The sequence below is a fragment of the Bradyrhizobium betae genome (assembly GCF_008932115.1).
Lineage (GTDB): Bacteria > Pseudomonadota > Alphaproteobacteria > Rhizobiales > Xanthobacteraceae > Bradyrhizobium > Bradyrhizobium betae.
In genome coordinates this window covers 106,419-122,524 of sequence record NZ_CP044544.1, presented here as the reverse complement: position 1 = coordinate 122,524, position 16,106 = coordinate 106,419, and the positions used below count along the sequence as shown (strand labels likewise).

The 16,106-nt window shown below is 62.5% G+C and carries 16 protein-coding genes and 1 pseudogene; 10 read left to right on the top strand and 7 right to left on the bottom strand.

Annotated elements, in window-relative coordinates:
- Positions 1 to 71: 71 nt before the first annotated feature.
- Positions 72 to 371, top strand: coding sequence for a prevent-host-death protein (locus F8237_RS35030; RefSeq protein WP_151650811.1), 300 nt, complete (start codon positions 72 to 74; stop codon positions 369 to 371).
- 448 nt (positions 372 to 819) lie between these two features.
- Here F8237_RS35030 and F8237_RS35025 read toward each other — a convergent pair whose 3' ends face one another.
- Positions 820 to 1,698, bottom strand: a complete 879-nt coding sequence (locus F8237_RS35025) for a TniB family NTP-binding protein (protein WP_162006441.1) — start codon at positions 1,696 to 1,698, stop codon at positions 820 to 822.
- The gene (locus F8237_RS35020; RefSeq protein WP_151650809.1) at positions 1,679 to 3,322 is read right to left on the bottom strand and encodes a Mu transposase C-terminal domain-containing protein; all 1,644 of its coding nucleotides are present in this window, start codon (positions 3,320 to 3,322) and stop codon (positions 1,679 to 1,681) included. The genes F8237_RS35025 and F8237_RS35020 overlap by 20 nt, the downstream gene beginning before the upstream one ends.
- A gap of 122 nt (positions 3,323 to 3,444) precedes the next feature.
- Here F8237_RS35020 and F8237_RS35015 point away from each other — a divergent pair, with 122 nt between their 5' ends.
- The 9 genes and pseudogenes from F8237_RS35015 (at position 3,445) to F8237_RS34975 (ending at position 12,243) form a co-directional block, all read left to right on the top strand.
- On the top strand, positions 3,445 to 4,383 hold the full coding sequence (locus F8237_RS35015; protein WP_244626190.1) for a DUF1612 and helix-turn-helix domain-containing protein: 939 nt from the start codon (positions 3,445 to 3,447) through the stop codon (positions 4,381 to 4,383).
- A 122-nt stretch (positions 4,384 to 4,505) separates the two neighbouring features.
- Positions 4,506 to 5,363 (top strand): annotated as a pseudogene (locus tag F8237_RS35010) (RHE_PE00001 family protein); the annotation flags it as partial.
- A 143-nt stretch (positions 5,364 to 5,506) separates the two neighbouring features.
- On the top strand, positions 5,507 to 6,043 hold the full coding sequence (locus F8237_RS35005) for a MerR family transcriptional regulator (protein ID WP_002719009.1): 537 nt from the start codon (positions 5,507 to 5,509) through the stop codon (positions 6,041 to 6,043).
- Between the two features lie 113 nt (positions 6,044 to 6,156).
- The gene (locus F8237_RS35000) at positions 6,157 to 9,255 is read left to right on the top strand and encodes an N-6 DNA methylase (protein ID WP_002719008.1); all 3,099 of its coding nucleotides are present in this window, start codon (positions 6,157 to 6,159) and stop codon (positions 9,253 to 9,255) included.
- Positions 9,252 to 9,965, top strand: coding sequence for a hypothetical protein (locus tag F8237_RS34995; protein WP_002719007.1), 714 nt, complete (start codon positions 9,252 to 9,254; stop codon positions 9,963 to 9,965). Before F8237_RS35000 ends, F8237_RS34995 begins: the two co-directional genes overlap by 4 nt.
- 443 nt (positions 9,966 to 10,408) lie before the next feature.
- On the top strand, positions 10,409 to 10,744 hold the full coding sequence (locus tag F8237_RS34990) for a type II toxin-antitoxin system PrlF family antitoxin (RefSeq protein WP_002719005.1): 336 nt from the start codon (positions 10,409 to 10,411) through the stop codon (positions 10,742 to 10,744).
- Positions 10,741 to 11,244 (top strand): type II toxin-antitoxin system YhaV family toxin, encoded by a 504-nt coding sequence (locus F8237_RS34985; protein ID WP_002719004.1) that lies wholly within the window; start codon positions 10,741 to 10,743, stop codon positions 11,242 to 11,244. The genes F8237_RS34990 and F8237_RS34985 overlap by 4 nt, the downstream gene beginning before the upstream one ends.
- Positions 11,245 to 11,275: 31 nt before the next feature.
- Positions 11,276 to 12,034, top strand: coding sequence for an AbiU2 domain-containing protein (locus F8237_RS34980; protein WP_151650806.1), 759 nt, complete (start codon positions 11,276 to 11,278; stop codon positions 12,032 to 12,034).
- Positions 12,035 to 12,054: 20 nt separating this feature from the next.
- Positions 12,055 to 12,243, top strand: a complete 189-nt coding sequence (locus F8237_RS34975; RefSeq protein ID WP_002719002.1) for a hypothetical protein — start codon at positions 12,055 to 12,057, stop codon at positions 12,241 to 12,243.
- Here F8237_RS34975 and F8237_RS34970 read toward each other — a convergent pair whose 3' ends face one another.
- The 5 genes from F8237_RS34970 to F8237_RS34950 form a co-directional block, all read right to left on the bottom strand.
- Positions 12,244 to 12,513 carry a DUF4326 domain-containing protein gene (locus tag F8237_RS34970; protein WP_002719001.1) on the bottom strand — a complete coding sequence of 90 codons (270 nt, stop codon included), beginning with the start codon at positions 12,511 to 12,513 and terminating at the stop codon, positions 12,244 to 12,246.
- 65 nt (positions 12,514 to 12,578) lie between these two features.
- Positions 12,579 to 12,851: a DUF736 domain-containing protein gene (locus F8237_RS34965; RefSeq protein WP_151650805.1), complete on the bottom strand. Its 273-nt coding sequence runs from the start codon at positions 12,849 to 12,851 to the stop codon at positions 12,579 to 12,581.
- Positions 12,852 to 12,997: 146 nt separating this feature from the next.
- Positions 12,998 to 13,294, bottom strand: a complete 297-nt coding sequence (locus F8237_RS34960; RefSeq protein ID WP_043854942.1) for a DUF736 domain-containing protein — start codon at positions 13,292 to 13,294, stop codon at positions 12,998 to 13,000.
- Positions 13,295 to 13,772: 478 nt separating this feature from the next.
- The gene (locus F8237_RS34955; protein WP_063928869.1) at positions 13,773 to 14,249 is read right to left on the bottom strand and encodes a hypothetical protein; all 477 of its coding nucleotides are present in this window, start codon (positions 14,247 to 14,249) and stop codon (positions 13,773 to 13,775) included.
- Positions 14,218 to 16,104, bottom strand: a complete 1,887-nt coding sequence (locus F8237_RS34950; RefSeq protein ID WP_043854944.1) for a site-specific integrase — start codon at positions 16,102 to 16,104, stop codon at positions 14,218 to 14,220. The genes F8237_RS34955 and F8237_RS34950 overlap by 32 nt, the downstream gene beginning before the upstream one ends.
- Between the last annotated feature and the right edge of the window lie 2 nt (positions 16,105 to 16,106).

Here is a 16,106-nt window from a genome sequence, read left to right as displayed (position 1 = left end):
GCGGCTTTCAACGGGCGGTGTGCGGGGAAAACGTCCTTGCGCTAGTATCGGAGGCGAACGGAGGGAGCGTCATGGGCGGTCACGCGAAACAAAACCACACGCCGCCGGCGCCGACCGACGAAGCCAGCGCGACCGGGCATGATCGTCGGGCCGTTCGCACCGTCGATCTGACCGGGGAGGAGATTGCGGCGATCGAGGCCAGCGAGATGGCGCCCGGCTTCGAGCAGCTTGACGCGGAGCTTGAGCCAAAGTCGACCGCGCTGACGGAGGAGGGCGCCCGGTTCGTCCAAAAACTCGGCCAGCGGGGGAACGGGATCAAGGCGCGGCCGGCCGACAAGGCGTTTCGCGACAGCCTCTACGACGACAGTTGAGCTCGGCCGACGCGGATGTTGGCCAAAGCCGCGCCGTCGTTGCCGCCAAGCGAGCGCATCCGGAGGAGGGGAGAGGGCTGTCAGGGTTGCGTCCTCGCGTCGATCGGAGGCCCGGCGGGGATGATTTTCCGGGCTCTGGGCTCTCAGAATCGCTGATTTGCGATTCGGTGTCCAACACTATCGATAAGAGGTAATTATCGATAGTGATGAGGATGCGCCAAAAGGCATCGCTATGACGGAAGTGAAAGGCGTGATAGCTTCCGTTTAATCGATTCCTGTTAAGGTTATCAAAGCCTTGCACTCCAGCTACCAGATTCCTGATCCGCTGCCTTGGGCGGCCATCGCTGTCGCGCTGTCCTTCAATCCGCAACATCGCCCGCGCTGCCATTGATGTGCAACAACAACGCCACGCGGTCGACGGAGCGGGAGCATGCGGCACCAGACCACCTCACGCGACGATGGTGCGCTCGAACAGGCTCGGACGCCATCGCTCGACATGCTGATCCGTGATCTGCTCCTCGCCCGACCGGATGGCTTCGACGGCCAGATCGCCCATCATCTCGAAAATGCGGGCGGTGTTGCCGCGCGTAAGCCTGATGACAGCCTTCAGGGCCTCGGCCCCGAGCGTCGACGGGACGCGCAGCGGCAAGCTCTTCAACACGGTCGCGATCAACGCCGCGAAATCCATGTCGAGGTCCCAAGCGCCGAGTTCCGACAGACCAAAGCGACGGGCCAATTGCGGATCCCCGGCGAAGGCCTCTCGCGCATCGTGCGTGCCGAAGCAGACAAAGGAGAGCATCAGTTCGTTCGACAGGTATCGCAGTTCGGCGAGTATTTTGCGCTGCTCCCGGAAGCCGCCGGCGAGCAAATTGTGCACCTCGTCGAACACGATGACCCTCACTTCCAGATCGCGCAGCGCCCGCAGCACCTGCGTCTTGGTCTCGAACATCGCGCGGGCAGGGCCGTGCACGCCGATCGTTTCGAGCAGCGTCAGATAGAGAATGCGCTGCGTGACGCCTGGCGGCATCTGGATCGAGACAACCGGCATCGTGGTGCGGCCACGCTCGCGGCCGATCTCGGGCGGATGCAACCTGGCAAATTTCCGATCGATCTGGGTCTTTCCGATCCCGGCCTCGCCGAGGATCAGCAGGCTCGGCATGCGCCAGTTGCGCGGGTGCGCCAGGATGCGCTCCATCTGGCCAAGGACGACCGCCGCTTTCGGGTAGGTGATCCAGCGATCGCCTCTGGCGTCGCAGATCCGCGCCTCCTCGCTCGCTGTCGCAATAAAGCGAGCCCGCAGGGCGTCGTCAGGGGCGATGCTTATCATGAATGACCTCCACGTCGAACAGGCGCAACCGAGCATCATTGGTGTCGATCGGGCCGATCCCGCGAGCCTCATCGTGCGGCGGCGAGATCGGGGCCGGACGGCGGACGATCTGGCGGCGCGCTTCTTTGGAGCCACGCCGGGCCGCGTCCTCAAGCACCCGTTGCGCCGCGATGGTCTCGAAGATCAGGGCTTCGTCCACCTCCGCGCGACCTTGCGCCCGCAAGCGGCCGACCGCCCGGCGCTGTTCCCAGAGCGAGATCGGGGCCCGGCCGAGATTCTGGTAGGACACCTCGACAAACTGCCCTTGCGGTCTGCGAACATAGATCAGCGACAGGTCACGGGGATCATAGCGGACTTCCAGCCGTTGATAGCCGCGGCCCGGAAGGTCGCCGAGCGCATCCGACCAATAGCGGATGCCGAACAACCGTACCCCGTCGCGCCGGACCATGCGTCGCTCAGCCGGCAGCAGACCGACCAAGAACGCCATGCGATTCCTGGGCGCCGGCAGCGCCAACCCGCGGGTTCGCTCCTGCCAGACCGCGATCGGCGGTCGCGACAAGCCGGCGTGGATGCGCTGATGATAGACCCCGAGGATCTCGAGCAGCATCCAGCGCTCGAGCTCCCTGAGCGTCATCACGGCGCGTTGCTCGGACGGATAAACCCCTTTCGCAACCGGGTTCGAGAACGTCGTGCCGGGCAGCAGATGCACCGCGCCCATCTGTGTTCCGATCAGCCTTTCCACATGGCCACCGAAACGCGGCTTGCCGATCGGCCGGTAGATGATTTGAATGCCGTGATCCTGCAGCGTACGGGTGAAAGCGCTGGCATGGAATTCTCCGGCATTGTCGACATGAACCACGCGCGGCAAGCCGGCAACCGGCCAGGCCAGGGCGACGCCGCGCGCCGCCAGCCACGCTTCCTTCTCGAACACCGATTGGGAAAGGCAGACACCTGCTCTCAGCACCGACGGCTCGTCGAAGCCAAGATAGAATCCCGTCACCATGCGGGTCGCCACGTCGATGGCGAAGGTCACGACCGGACGGCCGAGCGGCTTGCGATCGACCTCGTCGACAACAACGACATCGACGACCGTATGATCGAGTTGGACGACGGCGAGTGGCTCACTGACGTCGAAACTGGCGACGACCGGCTCACAACGAGCCGAAGCGGCGGCGGCTCCCTCTCGTCGGCGAAGGTGCTCTTTTGTATCTATGGCCTCGACCCGGCGCCGCACCGTGCGCCAGGCCGGCTTGCGCAGGCCCGCCTCGCGCGCCTGAGCCTGAATGCGCCACACCAGCGCCGCAAGGCTCGGAGCCTCGGCGGTCAGATAGAAGGTCTTGATGGCGCGCGCGATCAGCTCCTCCAGGCACCGCGGAAGAATCCGCGTGCCCGACCGCCGGCCCTTGGCGCGCGGCATCAGGGCCGATGCGCGATGCTCGACACCATAGCGCTTGCGCCAACGGTAGAGCGTGGTTCGGTCGACGCCGAGCAGGCGGGCCGCCTCAGAGAGCCTGAGCTCGCACCGGCCATCGGGGCCCGCGAAGGTTCGCCGCAGGATCGCTGCCCGCTCGCAGGCCACCTGCCAATCGACCTCCGAATCGACCTTATTGTCGGGCTCGGACATCGGCGTCGCTCGCCGTCAACGCCCCCGCAACAGGCTCGCCCCACCGGGCACGCAAGTCGAGCCCAATCATCTGGATGTCACAACCCATCAACAGAAATACGGGTGGCGCGATGATTGCCCCGTTGAAGATCGGCGCCGAGGTTGCGGCCAGCCCGGCCTATGAGCGCGCCAACGAAGCGCTGCTGCGGCTTGACGAGCGCCTGAAATCGTCGCCGTTTCGCGAGGGATACCAGTCCCGCAGCGACTTCCGCGAAGCCTGCGCCAACCTCTGGATGCAGGGCGAGCTCGTCGATCTCGAAGATCTCGTGTTGCTCGACGCCAACACCAACCACAAGATCGTCGATCAAGCCACGAGCCATGCCTGGATGGTGCTGCGGGCCCGGCGCACGGTCGCGCGGCGCGCCATCGACTGGCCGCTCTCCGACGAAGGCATCCTGGGTCTCGAAGGCGAGCGGGCAGGCGAGGCCGACAGCCGCCAACGCGACGAGTTTATCTATGAGCCCGGCTGGAATGAATCCGAGCGACTTGCCGCCTGGCGCACCGCCATCAGCGAGGTCGAAAAACTGCCGGCCCTCATCACGGCCGCCGTCGCCTGGGACCAGTGGCTGCGGCTCGAACCCATCCAGCGCGGTCACTGGCGGGCCGGCCTCATGGCCGCACTCATTCTGCGTTCAAAGGAGAAGACGAAGTATCATCTGGCGGCGGTCGATTTCGGCGCACGGTACGCAAAATACCGCCGCGCGCCCCATCATCAACCCTACGAGCGGATCGTCGGATTCCTCGAATGGATCGAGACCGCCGCCAGCGCCGGCTACAAGGAGCTCGATCGGCTGGCGCTCGCGCACCGGGTCATGAGTCTGAAACTCAAGGGCAGGCGGAAGAATTCGCGGCTTGGGGAACTGGTCGATCTGTTCATCTCGCACCCGGTCGTGACGGTACCCATGGCGGCGAAGGCCTTGCGCGTGACGCCGCGGGCGGTCGACCTCATGATGCGGGAAATCGGCTCGGTACCACGCGAACTGACCGGCCGCGAACGCTACAAGGCCTGGGGTATCTTGTGACCCAACCGCGACAGGCCACCCTCGCGATGTCGCAGCCTCGAGGACAGTGCTGTACGCATCAGGCGACCGTAACCCGCTGAAACGACGTGATCCTATGTTGCAGATTTAAGGGCAGTTCGACAGCCGTGCTGCGAACGCGGCGCCGGATCGCCGAGGCCAAGCCGGACTGGGCGCTGTCGCCGGCTGGCCTCGATAGCCTGCGCGGCGGGGGCGGGGAGGGCAACCGGGAAAGAAATGGATCTGTCGCTGGCGAGAATAGCGAACTCGCCGACGATGAAGAGTTCATCGACACTGCTCCGGCCGATGCGCCCGACGCGCTTTTCGCGGACGCTTTCGCCGCCATCGACGCGGCCGTGGCACAAACCGAGCGCACCCTCGCGGGAGAAACCCTGCGCCAGCCCGAGCGCGATCCGCTGGTCTACGATCCCGACTGGGATGAGGACGCCAGGATCGAGGATTGGCAGCGTGTCGCCGATCAGACTCGCACATTGCCGCCGGCGCTGGCGGCGGCGATCACCGCCGATGCCTGGGACCGGATCGAACCGCTGCAGCACATGCCCTGGCTCGGACGCCTGCTTTCGGCCGCCGTGCTGCGTGAGCGCGCCAAGACGCGTTGGCATCTGGCCTGCATCCATGACGGACTCAAAGCCATTCCGCGCGAGCGGCGACGGCCGCGCGAAGCGGCCTCCCGGCTTGCCATGCAGCTCGAGGCGATTGCGGCCGCCGCCGAGGCCGGGCTCAAGGATCACGACCGCTGGCAGACCGCCCGCACGCTGCTGGCCCGCAAGCTCGACGGCCGCCGCTCGACCTCCCGGCTGCCGGCGCTGATCGACTATGTGCTGACCCGGCCGATCGTCTCAGCGGCCATGATCGCGAAGGAATTGAAGATCACGCCACGCGCCGCCCAGAATCTGGTCGCTGAGCTCGGCCTGCGTGAGGCGACTGGAAGAGGAAGATATCGTGCCTGGGGAATCCTGTAGCGACGGAAGCTCGCGCGGGCGAGATGGGTTTCCCACGCGCGATGTGCGCGCTCCAAGGAGCACTTGATCGACACGCGGCGAAAGGTCTGATAGCCATTTCTTAAAACAAGATCGGGTACGTTACCCGATCTGAGGGAGCGATCTTGCGCTACGTCACAACGCCTCACGCCTGCCAGCTCACCGGTCTTTCCACCGAAAGACTTCGGGAATGGACGAGCCGCCGCGCCTTGATTCCAGCCGACGTGAAACCCAGACGGAAGGGGTCTCCGGCCGAGTATACGTGGCAAACCATCCTTATTCTAAGGCTCGCAGTGACCCTGCGGGAGCAATTTCATATCGAACTCCAGGCTCATAAGAGCCTTTTCAACAGCCTGCGACGGGAGCTGCGCACCAAGTCGTTTATCGCCCTCTGGGGACAGAACGTGGCGCTCCTCGGCGGCGATCGATGGACATTCGTAGAGGACGCAGCCGATCAACTTCCGGCAGGCGACGTGCTGCTCCTTCGCCTGAACGCTCACCTGGATGTGTTGTCGGCGGGATTCGCATTGCCAAGTCCGGCTACCGTTCCCGGCCAATTCGATCTCTTCCCGGTCCAGGCCGTCGCTGGCTTGCCAGTCAAACAAGTGCGGCGGCGAGCCCCGAGCAAACTGACCGTTCTGGCACGGAGGCGTTCGGCATGAGGCGCGCCATTGACCGGGACAACCCGGGTTGCTCGCCCTCAGACCGCTTCACCACCAACAAATGTTCATGATATGTTCTCATTCTCGGGGCATGAATATCGGAAGGGACCAGCGTGACAATTTCGGCCCTGCAGAACTGGCTTGAAAGGCTCGGCTATGCCGCCGAGCCCGCCGTGCTGCATCGCCGGGGTGAGGACGTTCCGGAAGTTCACCCCTATGCACTGGAGATCAAGTCCCTTCTCAAGCCGGATGGGGTGATTCGCGCCCAGGCCGTCTTTGAGGTTGAGGGCGTCCCGACGGTGGTCTTTGTCGGCGATACGGACGAGCCACTCACCGCCGCCGCTTTGGACGAGATCCGCAAGCGGATATGGAACCAGAATCTCGCCACGGTGGTGATCGAGATCAAGGGCGAGACGGCAGTTGCCGTGCCGGCCCGAAAGCTCCGCAACGCGGAGGAAAGGCTGACGCTCGGCGAAGCGCGTCCCGATGGGCCGTTCTCGGCGTTCGACATCGCTTCGGCCAATCTCTCCCGCCGCGCACCCAAATGGTTTGACATCAAGGCGCGTGTCGATCGCAAGTTGCTCGCCAATCTCTCGAGCACCGTACTCAAGATGTCGAAGGTCGGATTCCGGGCAGCCATCGACGCATCGCTGCGGCGGCGCCACGCCGAGTTGCTGATGGGGCAGGTGCTCTTCATCTCATATCTCGAACATCGCGACATTGTCGGTGCGACCTATCGTCAGAGACGTGAGGTCGATCAACTCCATGCGCTCGTCGGTCAAGCCAACCGCAGTGGTGTCCGCAGCCTCATCGACGCGCTTCGTCAGGATTTCAACGGCGATTTCTTAGGGGGCGATCGGCACGATCCTTGGGCGGCGTTGAATACAGAGGGGTTCGCGCTGCTCGATCAATTCCTGCGCCGGACCGACATGACCACCGGGCAGGGCGATTTCTGGAATTACGATTTCAGCTATATCCCGGTTGAGCTGCTATCCGGCCTCTACGAATCTTTCCTGTCTCCCGACCAGAAGGCAAAAGACGGCGCTTACTACACGCCGCGTCACCTCGCGATGCTGGCGGTTGATCAAGCGTTCGTCACCTCGGCCGATCCTCTTTCCGAGACGATCTTCGACGGCGCTTGCGGATCTGGAATTCTGCTTACCACGGCCTACCGCCGTCTCATCGCGCTATCGGAGGCGCGCGACGGCCGCCAACTCAGTTTCAAACAGCGTCGAGAGCTTCTGGTCAAACGCATATTCGGCGCCGACATCAATCTGATGGCTTGCCGCGTCACGGCCTTCAGCCTCTATCTGTCGTTGCTGGAAGGTCTCAACCCCGCCGATATCATGGAGGCGCAGGAGCGCGAAAACGAGAAGCTGCCACCGCTGGACGGCAGCAATCTGCGCCACGGCCCAACGGCCGACTTCTTCGGACCCAAGCACGGGTTTGCGGACAAGCGCTTCACCCTCATTATCTCCAATCCGCCATGGTCGGAGCCCGAAGGCGAAGACGTCACGTCGGCCGACGTTTGGGCGGAGCGCGCTGGCGCCCCATTCGTTCGACGCCAGATCGCCGGCGCATACGCGCTGAGAGCGAGCGACTTTCTTGCCGAGCAAGGGCGCGTCTGCCTCATCCTGCCGATTGGACAGTTCTTAGGACCGTCCAGCGCATCCTTCGTCGCGCGCCTGTTCAGCCTGTTCCAGCCTGCGCGTCTTATCAACTTCGGTGATCTTCAGGGACTGCTGTTTCCGACCGCCGAGAACACCTGCCATGTATTCCTCGGGCAACGCCGCGCCGTCGAGGCGCAAATTCCATTTGGCGAGACTTTCGATTACTGCGTCCCGAAAGCGGACATGAGCCTGGCCTTCGGCCGCCTCACCATGCAGTCCGCCGATCGACACGTTTTGCAAACCCGCTCCGTCGCCCAGGATCCGCAGCTTCTCGTCACGCTGATGTGGGGCGACGCCAACGATATGACTCTGTGGACGCGCCTGACGGCGCGCGGAACGTTCAGCGACTTCTGGAAGGGGCCGCAACCATTCCGGCGATGGGTCAATCGCAAGGGCATTCATCTTAACGACAAGAGCCGCACGGAAGTCAGCGCCGGCCGGTTGCGCAAGATGCCGTTCGTGCCGGTGCCCGCGCTCAGCGCGGGGTCGCCCGTGTTGCATCCCGATCTCTTGAAGCCGTGGCCGAGGACGCAGACGACAGTCGTTGGCCTCAACGACGAGGTGATGGCGGTTTTCGACGGTCCCCGCGTGCTTTTCCCGGACGGGTTCTCGAAACTCGAACATACAGTCCGCGCGGTCTATTACGATGGCCCGGCCACTTTCACGCACAGCATCGGCGTCATTTCCGGGTCGAGCGAAGATGCGGCGCTGCTCCAGTTCGCCGCGGTCTATCTGCGATCGAAGCTCGCCCGTTACTTCCTCATGATGCGCGGCTGGAAGATGCTTTGCGAACGCAATGGCGTCCATCTGTCAGATGTCGAAACCTTCCCGTTCTTTGACGTCGACGCGGCACCCGATCCGAAGGCCGCTAAAGCGGCGCTCGCGAGGGTCGGCACTTATATGCAAAAGCTATCCGATTTGCCGGAACTCGATCAACGCCGCCGCTACGGCGAAATCCAGATTGCCCTCGACAAGGCCGTCTTCAAATATTTTGGCCTGCACGAGAGCGAGCAGGCGCTGGTTCGCGAAACCGTCGACATCCTGATGCCTTCGATCCGGCCGCGAAGTTTCAAAAGCCTCGACACGCCGGCTCAGGCCACCGCCCATCTGGAGGATTTTCGGACATACGGCGACGCGCTGGCTGCCTCCTTGACCACTTGGCGCGAACGGACCGGTGGCGGCGGACGGTTTCATGTCGCCGTTGTCGCCAGTGATCCGGCTCGCCAAGGCCCGTCGGGAATCGTTCGGGTGAGCTACGCCAAAGAGACAACTGCGCCGGCCACTTCCAGCGCTCAGCTTAATGACGATCTGGTCATCACGACGCTCGCTCAGCTTCGCGCAGCGGGGCTGATGGCGATTTCATCGGGCGATGCGCTTCAACTTGTCCCCGATGCACATGTTTGGATCGACGGGTCGCTCTATCTGGTGCGCCCGTTGTCTCGACGCAGTTGGACCGTACGGCAAGCGCTTCGCGATGCCGAGCACATCGTGATATCTGTTCAGAGCCGGTTGTCGCCCGTGATCCGTTCGGAGGTCGCGTGACAACCGGACATGATTGGCTTTCTGCCTTCCCGATCCGACCAGCAACCGACGCGGTCGATGCTTTACGAGAGAGTTGGCGGATTCTCGCCGAACAGCCGAGAGCCCATTTCCATCCGGGGATGAAGGAGCCCACGCTCACGAAAGCATTGAAGGCTTACGTCGAGAACGTCACCGCTCGGGAGCGAGGCTTGCTAGGTATGTGGGCTGCTGAAGGGGTCCTCCACAATATTGATATAGAAACGGCGAAACTCACCCAAGAACGCCGCACCGATATCGTCTACGGATGGAACGATGATACGCGACGGATCGAGCTGGTTTTCGAGTTCAAGAAGGTCGGCCGGCAAAAGAGCCACCGCACGCATTACCTTCGTGACAAGGGGTTGGGTCGTTTTGTCACCGGCATCTACAGCCGACGGCAGGCTGTCGCTGCCATGGTCGGTATCCTGATCGACGCGGAAGATGAGGTGGTCCCGCCGTTGCGCGATGCGCTCGCCGACAAGAAGCTCGTTACAGAATTGAGGATCCGGGCAAACGCATCGGGCAGTTCATATGAGCGTCCATCAGTATTATTTTCAACTGCGGACTTCGACACTGAACACGAACGTGACCCAGATCTTGCACCGAGCCACGGTACGATTCGCGTAGCCCATTTCTTTCTCGCTTTTGGTTATCCCACGAATACAAAGAAATCGGCAAAGCCTCGCGAGTGAGAATTTTCCGCTCTCAAGCGGATGAAACAGCGCGGCCGAAAATACCAGCTAATCCCTCGTACCGACCAGATGGAGGGTCCGGCAACCTTAAGGAGCACTTTAATTTTTCCTTCGTCAGAAGCAACCCAAGCCCCAGCGATCGAGGGTGATGGTTTTCTTTTTGCCGCAGACACCGCAAGAGGTTGAAGCGGCACAATCGATTCTGTTGACTCTCCCTGCAGGAGAAGGTCGCGGTGTGCGAAACGGACGTGCACAATATGCTTGGCGTTCCCCACTATGCCAGTGGCACAGTGAAGACGATCCGGAAGAAATCGTCGCGGCGAACAGCCGCCTCCGCGGGCATCTCGTGTGTCACCTTCGTTTGGGCGCTTGCGATGAGGTTGGGCTTGACTTACAATGCAAATGCATTGCATCGGCTAACATGACGACGCAAGGAGCCGGTTATGGCCAAAACGGCTGAAATCCTCGAAATCCCCGCGACCATCACGGAGCGCGGTCAGACGACCGTGCCCGCGGCCATCCGCAAGATGCTCGCCCTTGGCAAGCGCGACCAAGTGGTGTTTCGCGGGCTGGCTAACGGCACCGTCGTGATCGCGAAGAAGTCGGCGGACGACGGCGATCCGGTGATCGGCACGTTCCTCGCATTCCTGGCGCGTGATATGGCAAACGAGCCATCGCGAATTCGGCCGGTGCCGAAGTCGCTGGTCGCGCGCGGCAAGTCCCTCGTCAAGGGCGTCAAGGTCGATCTGGACGGGGCTCTGCCGGAAGATGAGGCGTGAGCAACGACACCTTCGCGGTCAACGGTTGGACGATCTACGCGCATCCGCTGTTTCTCGACCAGCTCGAGGCGATGATCGCCGCAGTCGAGAAGGGGCGCAAGAAAGACCCGAAGGGTTATAAGAAGAAACGCGCTGCAAAGCTACTCGCGGCCGTCTTGAAGGTGGCGTTCGAAGATATCCCAGGTGACCCGACCCGCGACGTCTATCGGCAGGGCGGCACGCTCGGCGACGACTACAGGCACTGGTTCCCCGCGAAATTCCTGCAGCAGTTTCGGCTGTTCTTTCGCTATCAGCAATCGGCGGATTCCAAGATCATCGTCCTTGCCTGGGTGAATGATGACTCGACGCTGCGCGCCTATGAAAGCGCCAACGACGCCTACGCCGTGTTTCGGAAGATGCTAGACCGCGGAAATCCGCCAGACACCTGGAAAGAACTCGTGGCAACAGCGTCGAGTGATGACGCCAAACGACGTTTGTCCCGCTCAACACGCGGGAGATAAAGATTGGGTCTCGCCCAAAGGCTGGTGAGTGGTGACAATCACAGCGCAAGCAGCATTCGAGCAAGAGCTGGAAATCTTCCGCAAAGAGGAGGAGACGGCGCAGCAACACTTTTATGCCTATCTATCCGTGCGCGAGCTCGCAGCCTCCGACTTGGCGGTTCTCAGGGCAATGAACACGACGCCACTGTTCTGGCTGACGACTCATCATGCCATGCTCATATCGGCCTTCATCGCGCTCGGTCGCATCTTTGATCAGAATTCCGCTCACAACATCAATAACCTGATGGCGCTCGCTTCAAAGGACCTTTCGGTCTTTTCGAAGCCAGCTCTGGCGAACAGGAAAGAGAAAGCCGGTTTGACGACGGGCGAAGCCGCAGCGTATGTTAGCGACGCGTTCGAGCCGACAGCGAGCGACTTCAGGGCGCTGCGCAGGGAGATCAAGGCGCAACGTGTGATTTACGAAGCGCGGTATCGGAACATTCGCGACAAAGTATTCGCCCACAACGAAATCTTCGATCTCGACGAGACCAATCAACTTCTTGCAAACACCCGCGTCGACGAGATGAAAGCGCTGTTCGGCTTTCTGCACGCACTCCATGAAACTCTGTGGCAACTCTTTCAGAATGGCCGAAAGCCGGGATTGAACGCGAGAGCGTTCGTGCTACCGCCAACGTCGATGACAGGTGCTCAGATGCTGCCCGGGGAGAAGGTCTTTCGAGAAGGCCAACGTGTCCTCGCGCATGTCGTGCGGGGCCTCGAAGCCGAAACAAAAAGCAGCCGATCCATGTAGCCCAAAGGAGACGGTGCGACATGCCAAAGATCCAGCTTTCTGCAACCCCGAAAGGCAATGGCTATCAGGCGACCGTGACATTTCCCGACGGAGTGTCGATGAGTTCAGAGGAAACCTATCCGACCATCGCCGAAGCCGTAACCGCCGCGGCGATCAAGCTGCTCGCCATGCCCGAACGTCTGGCGGCATTGGATCGAACAGGTGCGTGATCAGCGCCTCTTGGCAGGTTCCACCAGCACGTCGCCGTGGCACGCGAGCGGTGCGCACCAGCAAACGAGGTCGCGGCTGCGCAGCTCGCCGAGCGCATTCATCAGCGCGGGCTGCACGACAATCCAGGCGCGATATTTCGCGATGACCTCGGCGCGCGACCCATCGCGCCCGATGACGAACGGGTTGCCCCATTTGCTCGGGCGCCCAATGTAAACCTGCGTCGCACTCGAGCGCTTGCCGACAGCGCGCGCGTTCAAGACCTTGCACATGATCGTTCTCCTTTCTGCTCACGCGGGAAGGCCCCGTCTCGCGGCGGGACCTTCTGCGCGGCGTCTCAATCGCGGTTCGGACGAGACCAGATGAGCGAGTGGCCTTCCTCGCCTTCCACCTCGACCAGCGTGGCGTAGATCGGAGCCGCGAAGCTCGGGTCGTCCAGCTTGACCGAGAGATAGTCCCGGTTCTGCTCCTGGGACTTCTTCTTCCACGCGGCGCCGAACTCGATAGTTCCCGCGAAGATCCGGTAATCAGGGGCCTTTTCCGAGGTCCGCTCGGCCGGAACGATCTTGGCCTTCACGGTGCCGAGGGCGAGGGTCTTGACGGTGCCCACGAAGCCGTTTTAGGTCAGCCGTCAACTGTCCTTCTGAAACGAAGCATCGGTGTTTGCTTCGTTATTTGCTGGAGGACACTTCCGAGATGTCCTTTAGCGCGATCGCGGCGCCCCGTGATGGAGCGCCGCGTCGATGGTTGAGCGCTTCAGCGCGACCAGATGAGAGCGAAGCCGTCTTCGTTCTCCACGAGGCTTGCGTAGATCGGAGCGGGGAAGCTCGGATCGTCGAGCTTGAGGGAGTGATACTCCCGGCCCGTCTCCTTGGCGACCTTCTTCCAGGCAGCCCCGATCTCGATGTTGCCGACGAGCGCGCGGAGGTCGGGCGACTTCTCGCTGTCCTTCTCGGCGACGACCAGGCGAGCCTTGACGCTGAGGTTGAGGGTCTTGATGACTCCGGCGAACGAACCGTCTTCGTTGCGGGTGAACGTACCGATCTGAGCCATAGGTCTTCTCCTTTGCTGTATCAGGTCGCGACCATCGCGGCCTTGATGGCGATCGGAAAACACCGGGCGACCGGCCCGCACCCGAAGGGCTGAAACGCAGTGGAAGGCGGCGCAGGGACGAGCTTCTTGCCTCGCGAGGAAGCCGCGCGGAGGCGTTAGCCGAGCACGGCGGGGAAGAAGGTCGTCATCGCGCTGTTGCGGGAACGAGGGCGGGCTGCGCAGCAGCCGAACGCGGTGTGAGATACGCCAGCAAGAAAGGCCGCAATGGACGCACTTCTGGACAGCCCTGCGAAGGAGAGACTCTGGCTTACGGCATAGAAACACCAACGACCACGGTCTGACGGACTATCGAGACACTTCCTGCGCATTGGCCACCCTCGTCATCCGAGAAGCTGCGAGGACGACATGATCCAGCTTCGTCCGGCAACGAGCTATCGGTGCATCGTGCGGCAAGAAGGCTGGGCGGGAAACGACATCATCATCGACCCTCTCCGTGCTCACCGACCGACGATCGTAGCAACTGGGGGCGACGACGGTGATCAAGCTCCTTCGTTAACTGCGCGATGCGGTGCTCGGCCCTGTCGGCACGGCGTTCCGCTTCGGTCGCGCGCCGCAGGAGTCCGGCATTCTCGGTCGCGAGCTGGCGAAGCTGACCCTGCATAATATCGACGGCGATGCGTTGTTCGGCGGCCTTCTCGGCGACGGCGGCGATCCGATCAGGAGCCCGCCGCTGCTGACGGACGCGGATCAGCTCGTCGAGGATATCGCGGTGATTGGCGTAGATGGCATTACGTCCAACGCGCGCCTCCCTCGCGAGAGCTGCGACGGTCAATTGCCGTTCGATCATCGGAGACCCCACGGAGCTGCGGGCCAGGCGGTCGAGGGCAGCGCGCAGCTTCTCGGCTGTCGCTTGCACGCGCCGATCAAGTGGGTTTGCGGCCGTCATCTTCGGCATGGGCTCCTCCTGTAGCGGAAAGATCGGAAAGGACACGCTCGCACTCGGCAATGCGCGTTCTGGCGAGAGCGATGCTCGATGCATCGAGTCGATCGTCGGCGACCAAAGCGATGTTGCGATCAAGGCGCGCTTGCCAGACCGGGCGGTGCCGCTCAGTGACTGCGAAGTTAGCGCAGCTCATGCAGGTGCTCTCGGTGCGCCACAGCGGGTTCGGACCGCGTTCGTCCCCCATGCAAGCGGCGGACTCGACGCGATAGACACAATACCCCCAGTCGCAGACGCCGAGCCGCATGCCGCTCTCCTCGATGAGGAAATCGACATAGCCGGCGAGTTCGCCGTCGCGGGTCCGGCCGCGGAAGCGCGACCGCGACGACAGCATGCGCCCCGCCTTGCCGCCAAGACGCGACGCGGTGAGCAACTCCTCGAGCGCAGATCGCGTCTCGTCGAGTGTTTGCGCATCGACGAGTTCGCCGAGATCAAAATCTGTTCCGACATAGGCGCTGTCGGTCATAATGCGGGTCACATGCCCGAAATGATGCTGCAAGGCATGAAGGCCGGTGCGGTCGCGCTTGCCGACGAAGCGGGCAAAGGTCTTACGGCCTTGGTGCGTGGTCAGACGCCAAGGCGTTCCATCGTCGTTGAGCGGCATGTCGATGAAAGCCGCAAATCTCTCGTTCAGACGGATAACGAGAGAACTGCCCGTTGGGACCTCCGGCACGCGGCGATCGATGATGCCGTTCCCGGCGATGGAGAGCCACAGGTCCAACCGGCCGCTCTGAGCGCGCAAGGGTTCTGAGAGACGGCGCAAGACGTCGACGGCACGCAGAACGGGCGGCGGCGCTGGCCAGAGGTGCGGCACGCCGGCATCGTTGCCGGCGGTCTTGAATATCCGGCCGCGGAGATAAGCAAAGGCTTCCGTCTTATCTGCGGACGGATGCTCCTCGACGCAGTGAGCATTGAGCGTCAGAATCTCCGAGGCTCTTGCGCCGACCAGATAGGCAATGGTGACGAAGCAAGCTTCCTGGATGCGATTGATCAGCCCGCGCAGGTGCCTCGTTCGCGTCAACGGCGGATGCCAGGGCACGTTCTCGCCCTCGATCGTGGAAAACCGAAATGAAGACACGAGTGCCCGGACGGCCTGCCGGTGAACGAAGAAGGAGCGACTTTGATCATCCATGCGAAACGGCACGGCCTGGTCGCGTAGTGCGATCACGTCATCGGCCGGCTGTCCGATGAGTCGGATCGCGGCCGAGACGAGCGGCACGGCGATGGCATCGGGCGTGAATGGCAGGCGCTGCACGGTATGGCGGCTGAATCCGGAATGAGCGCCTACGCGGTCTTCGTCGAACGGGTGCTCTGGTGGTGGGCATGCGAGCTTGCGCCGTTGCTGGTAGAGGGCGAGCAAAAGGTTGGCGTAGTCGTGACGGGTCCCAGGTCTGATCAGCGCGCCATTGTGTCTTCGTCGCCCGGCAATGTCGTGCATGAACCGGGCGGCGGCATCGCGATCGAGGTCGCCGAAGCTGCGCATTGCTTGGCCAGCCATCCATCGGATCAGGATGCGGAGCTTGACGGCCGCGGCAACAAGGGTTCTCGCGCGGGCGTGCCGCCTGCCTGGCGGCGGATCGAGGCGAAGCGACCACAAAAAGATGCGCGCATCTTCCAGCCAGCGGCCCCAACATGGGTCTGTGAAGCGGCTGCCGTCTGGCAGTTCGAAATCCCAATCGATCTGGAGCTGCGATCTCCGCAGGTCGGATCGCAGGCCATCGAGATGCCATTGCGGGTCCGACCATAGCGACTCTGCCGAAACCTTCTGCGGCGGATCAACGTCATGCGTGGGATCAGCTTGGAGCAGCATGA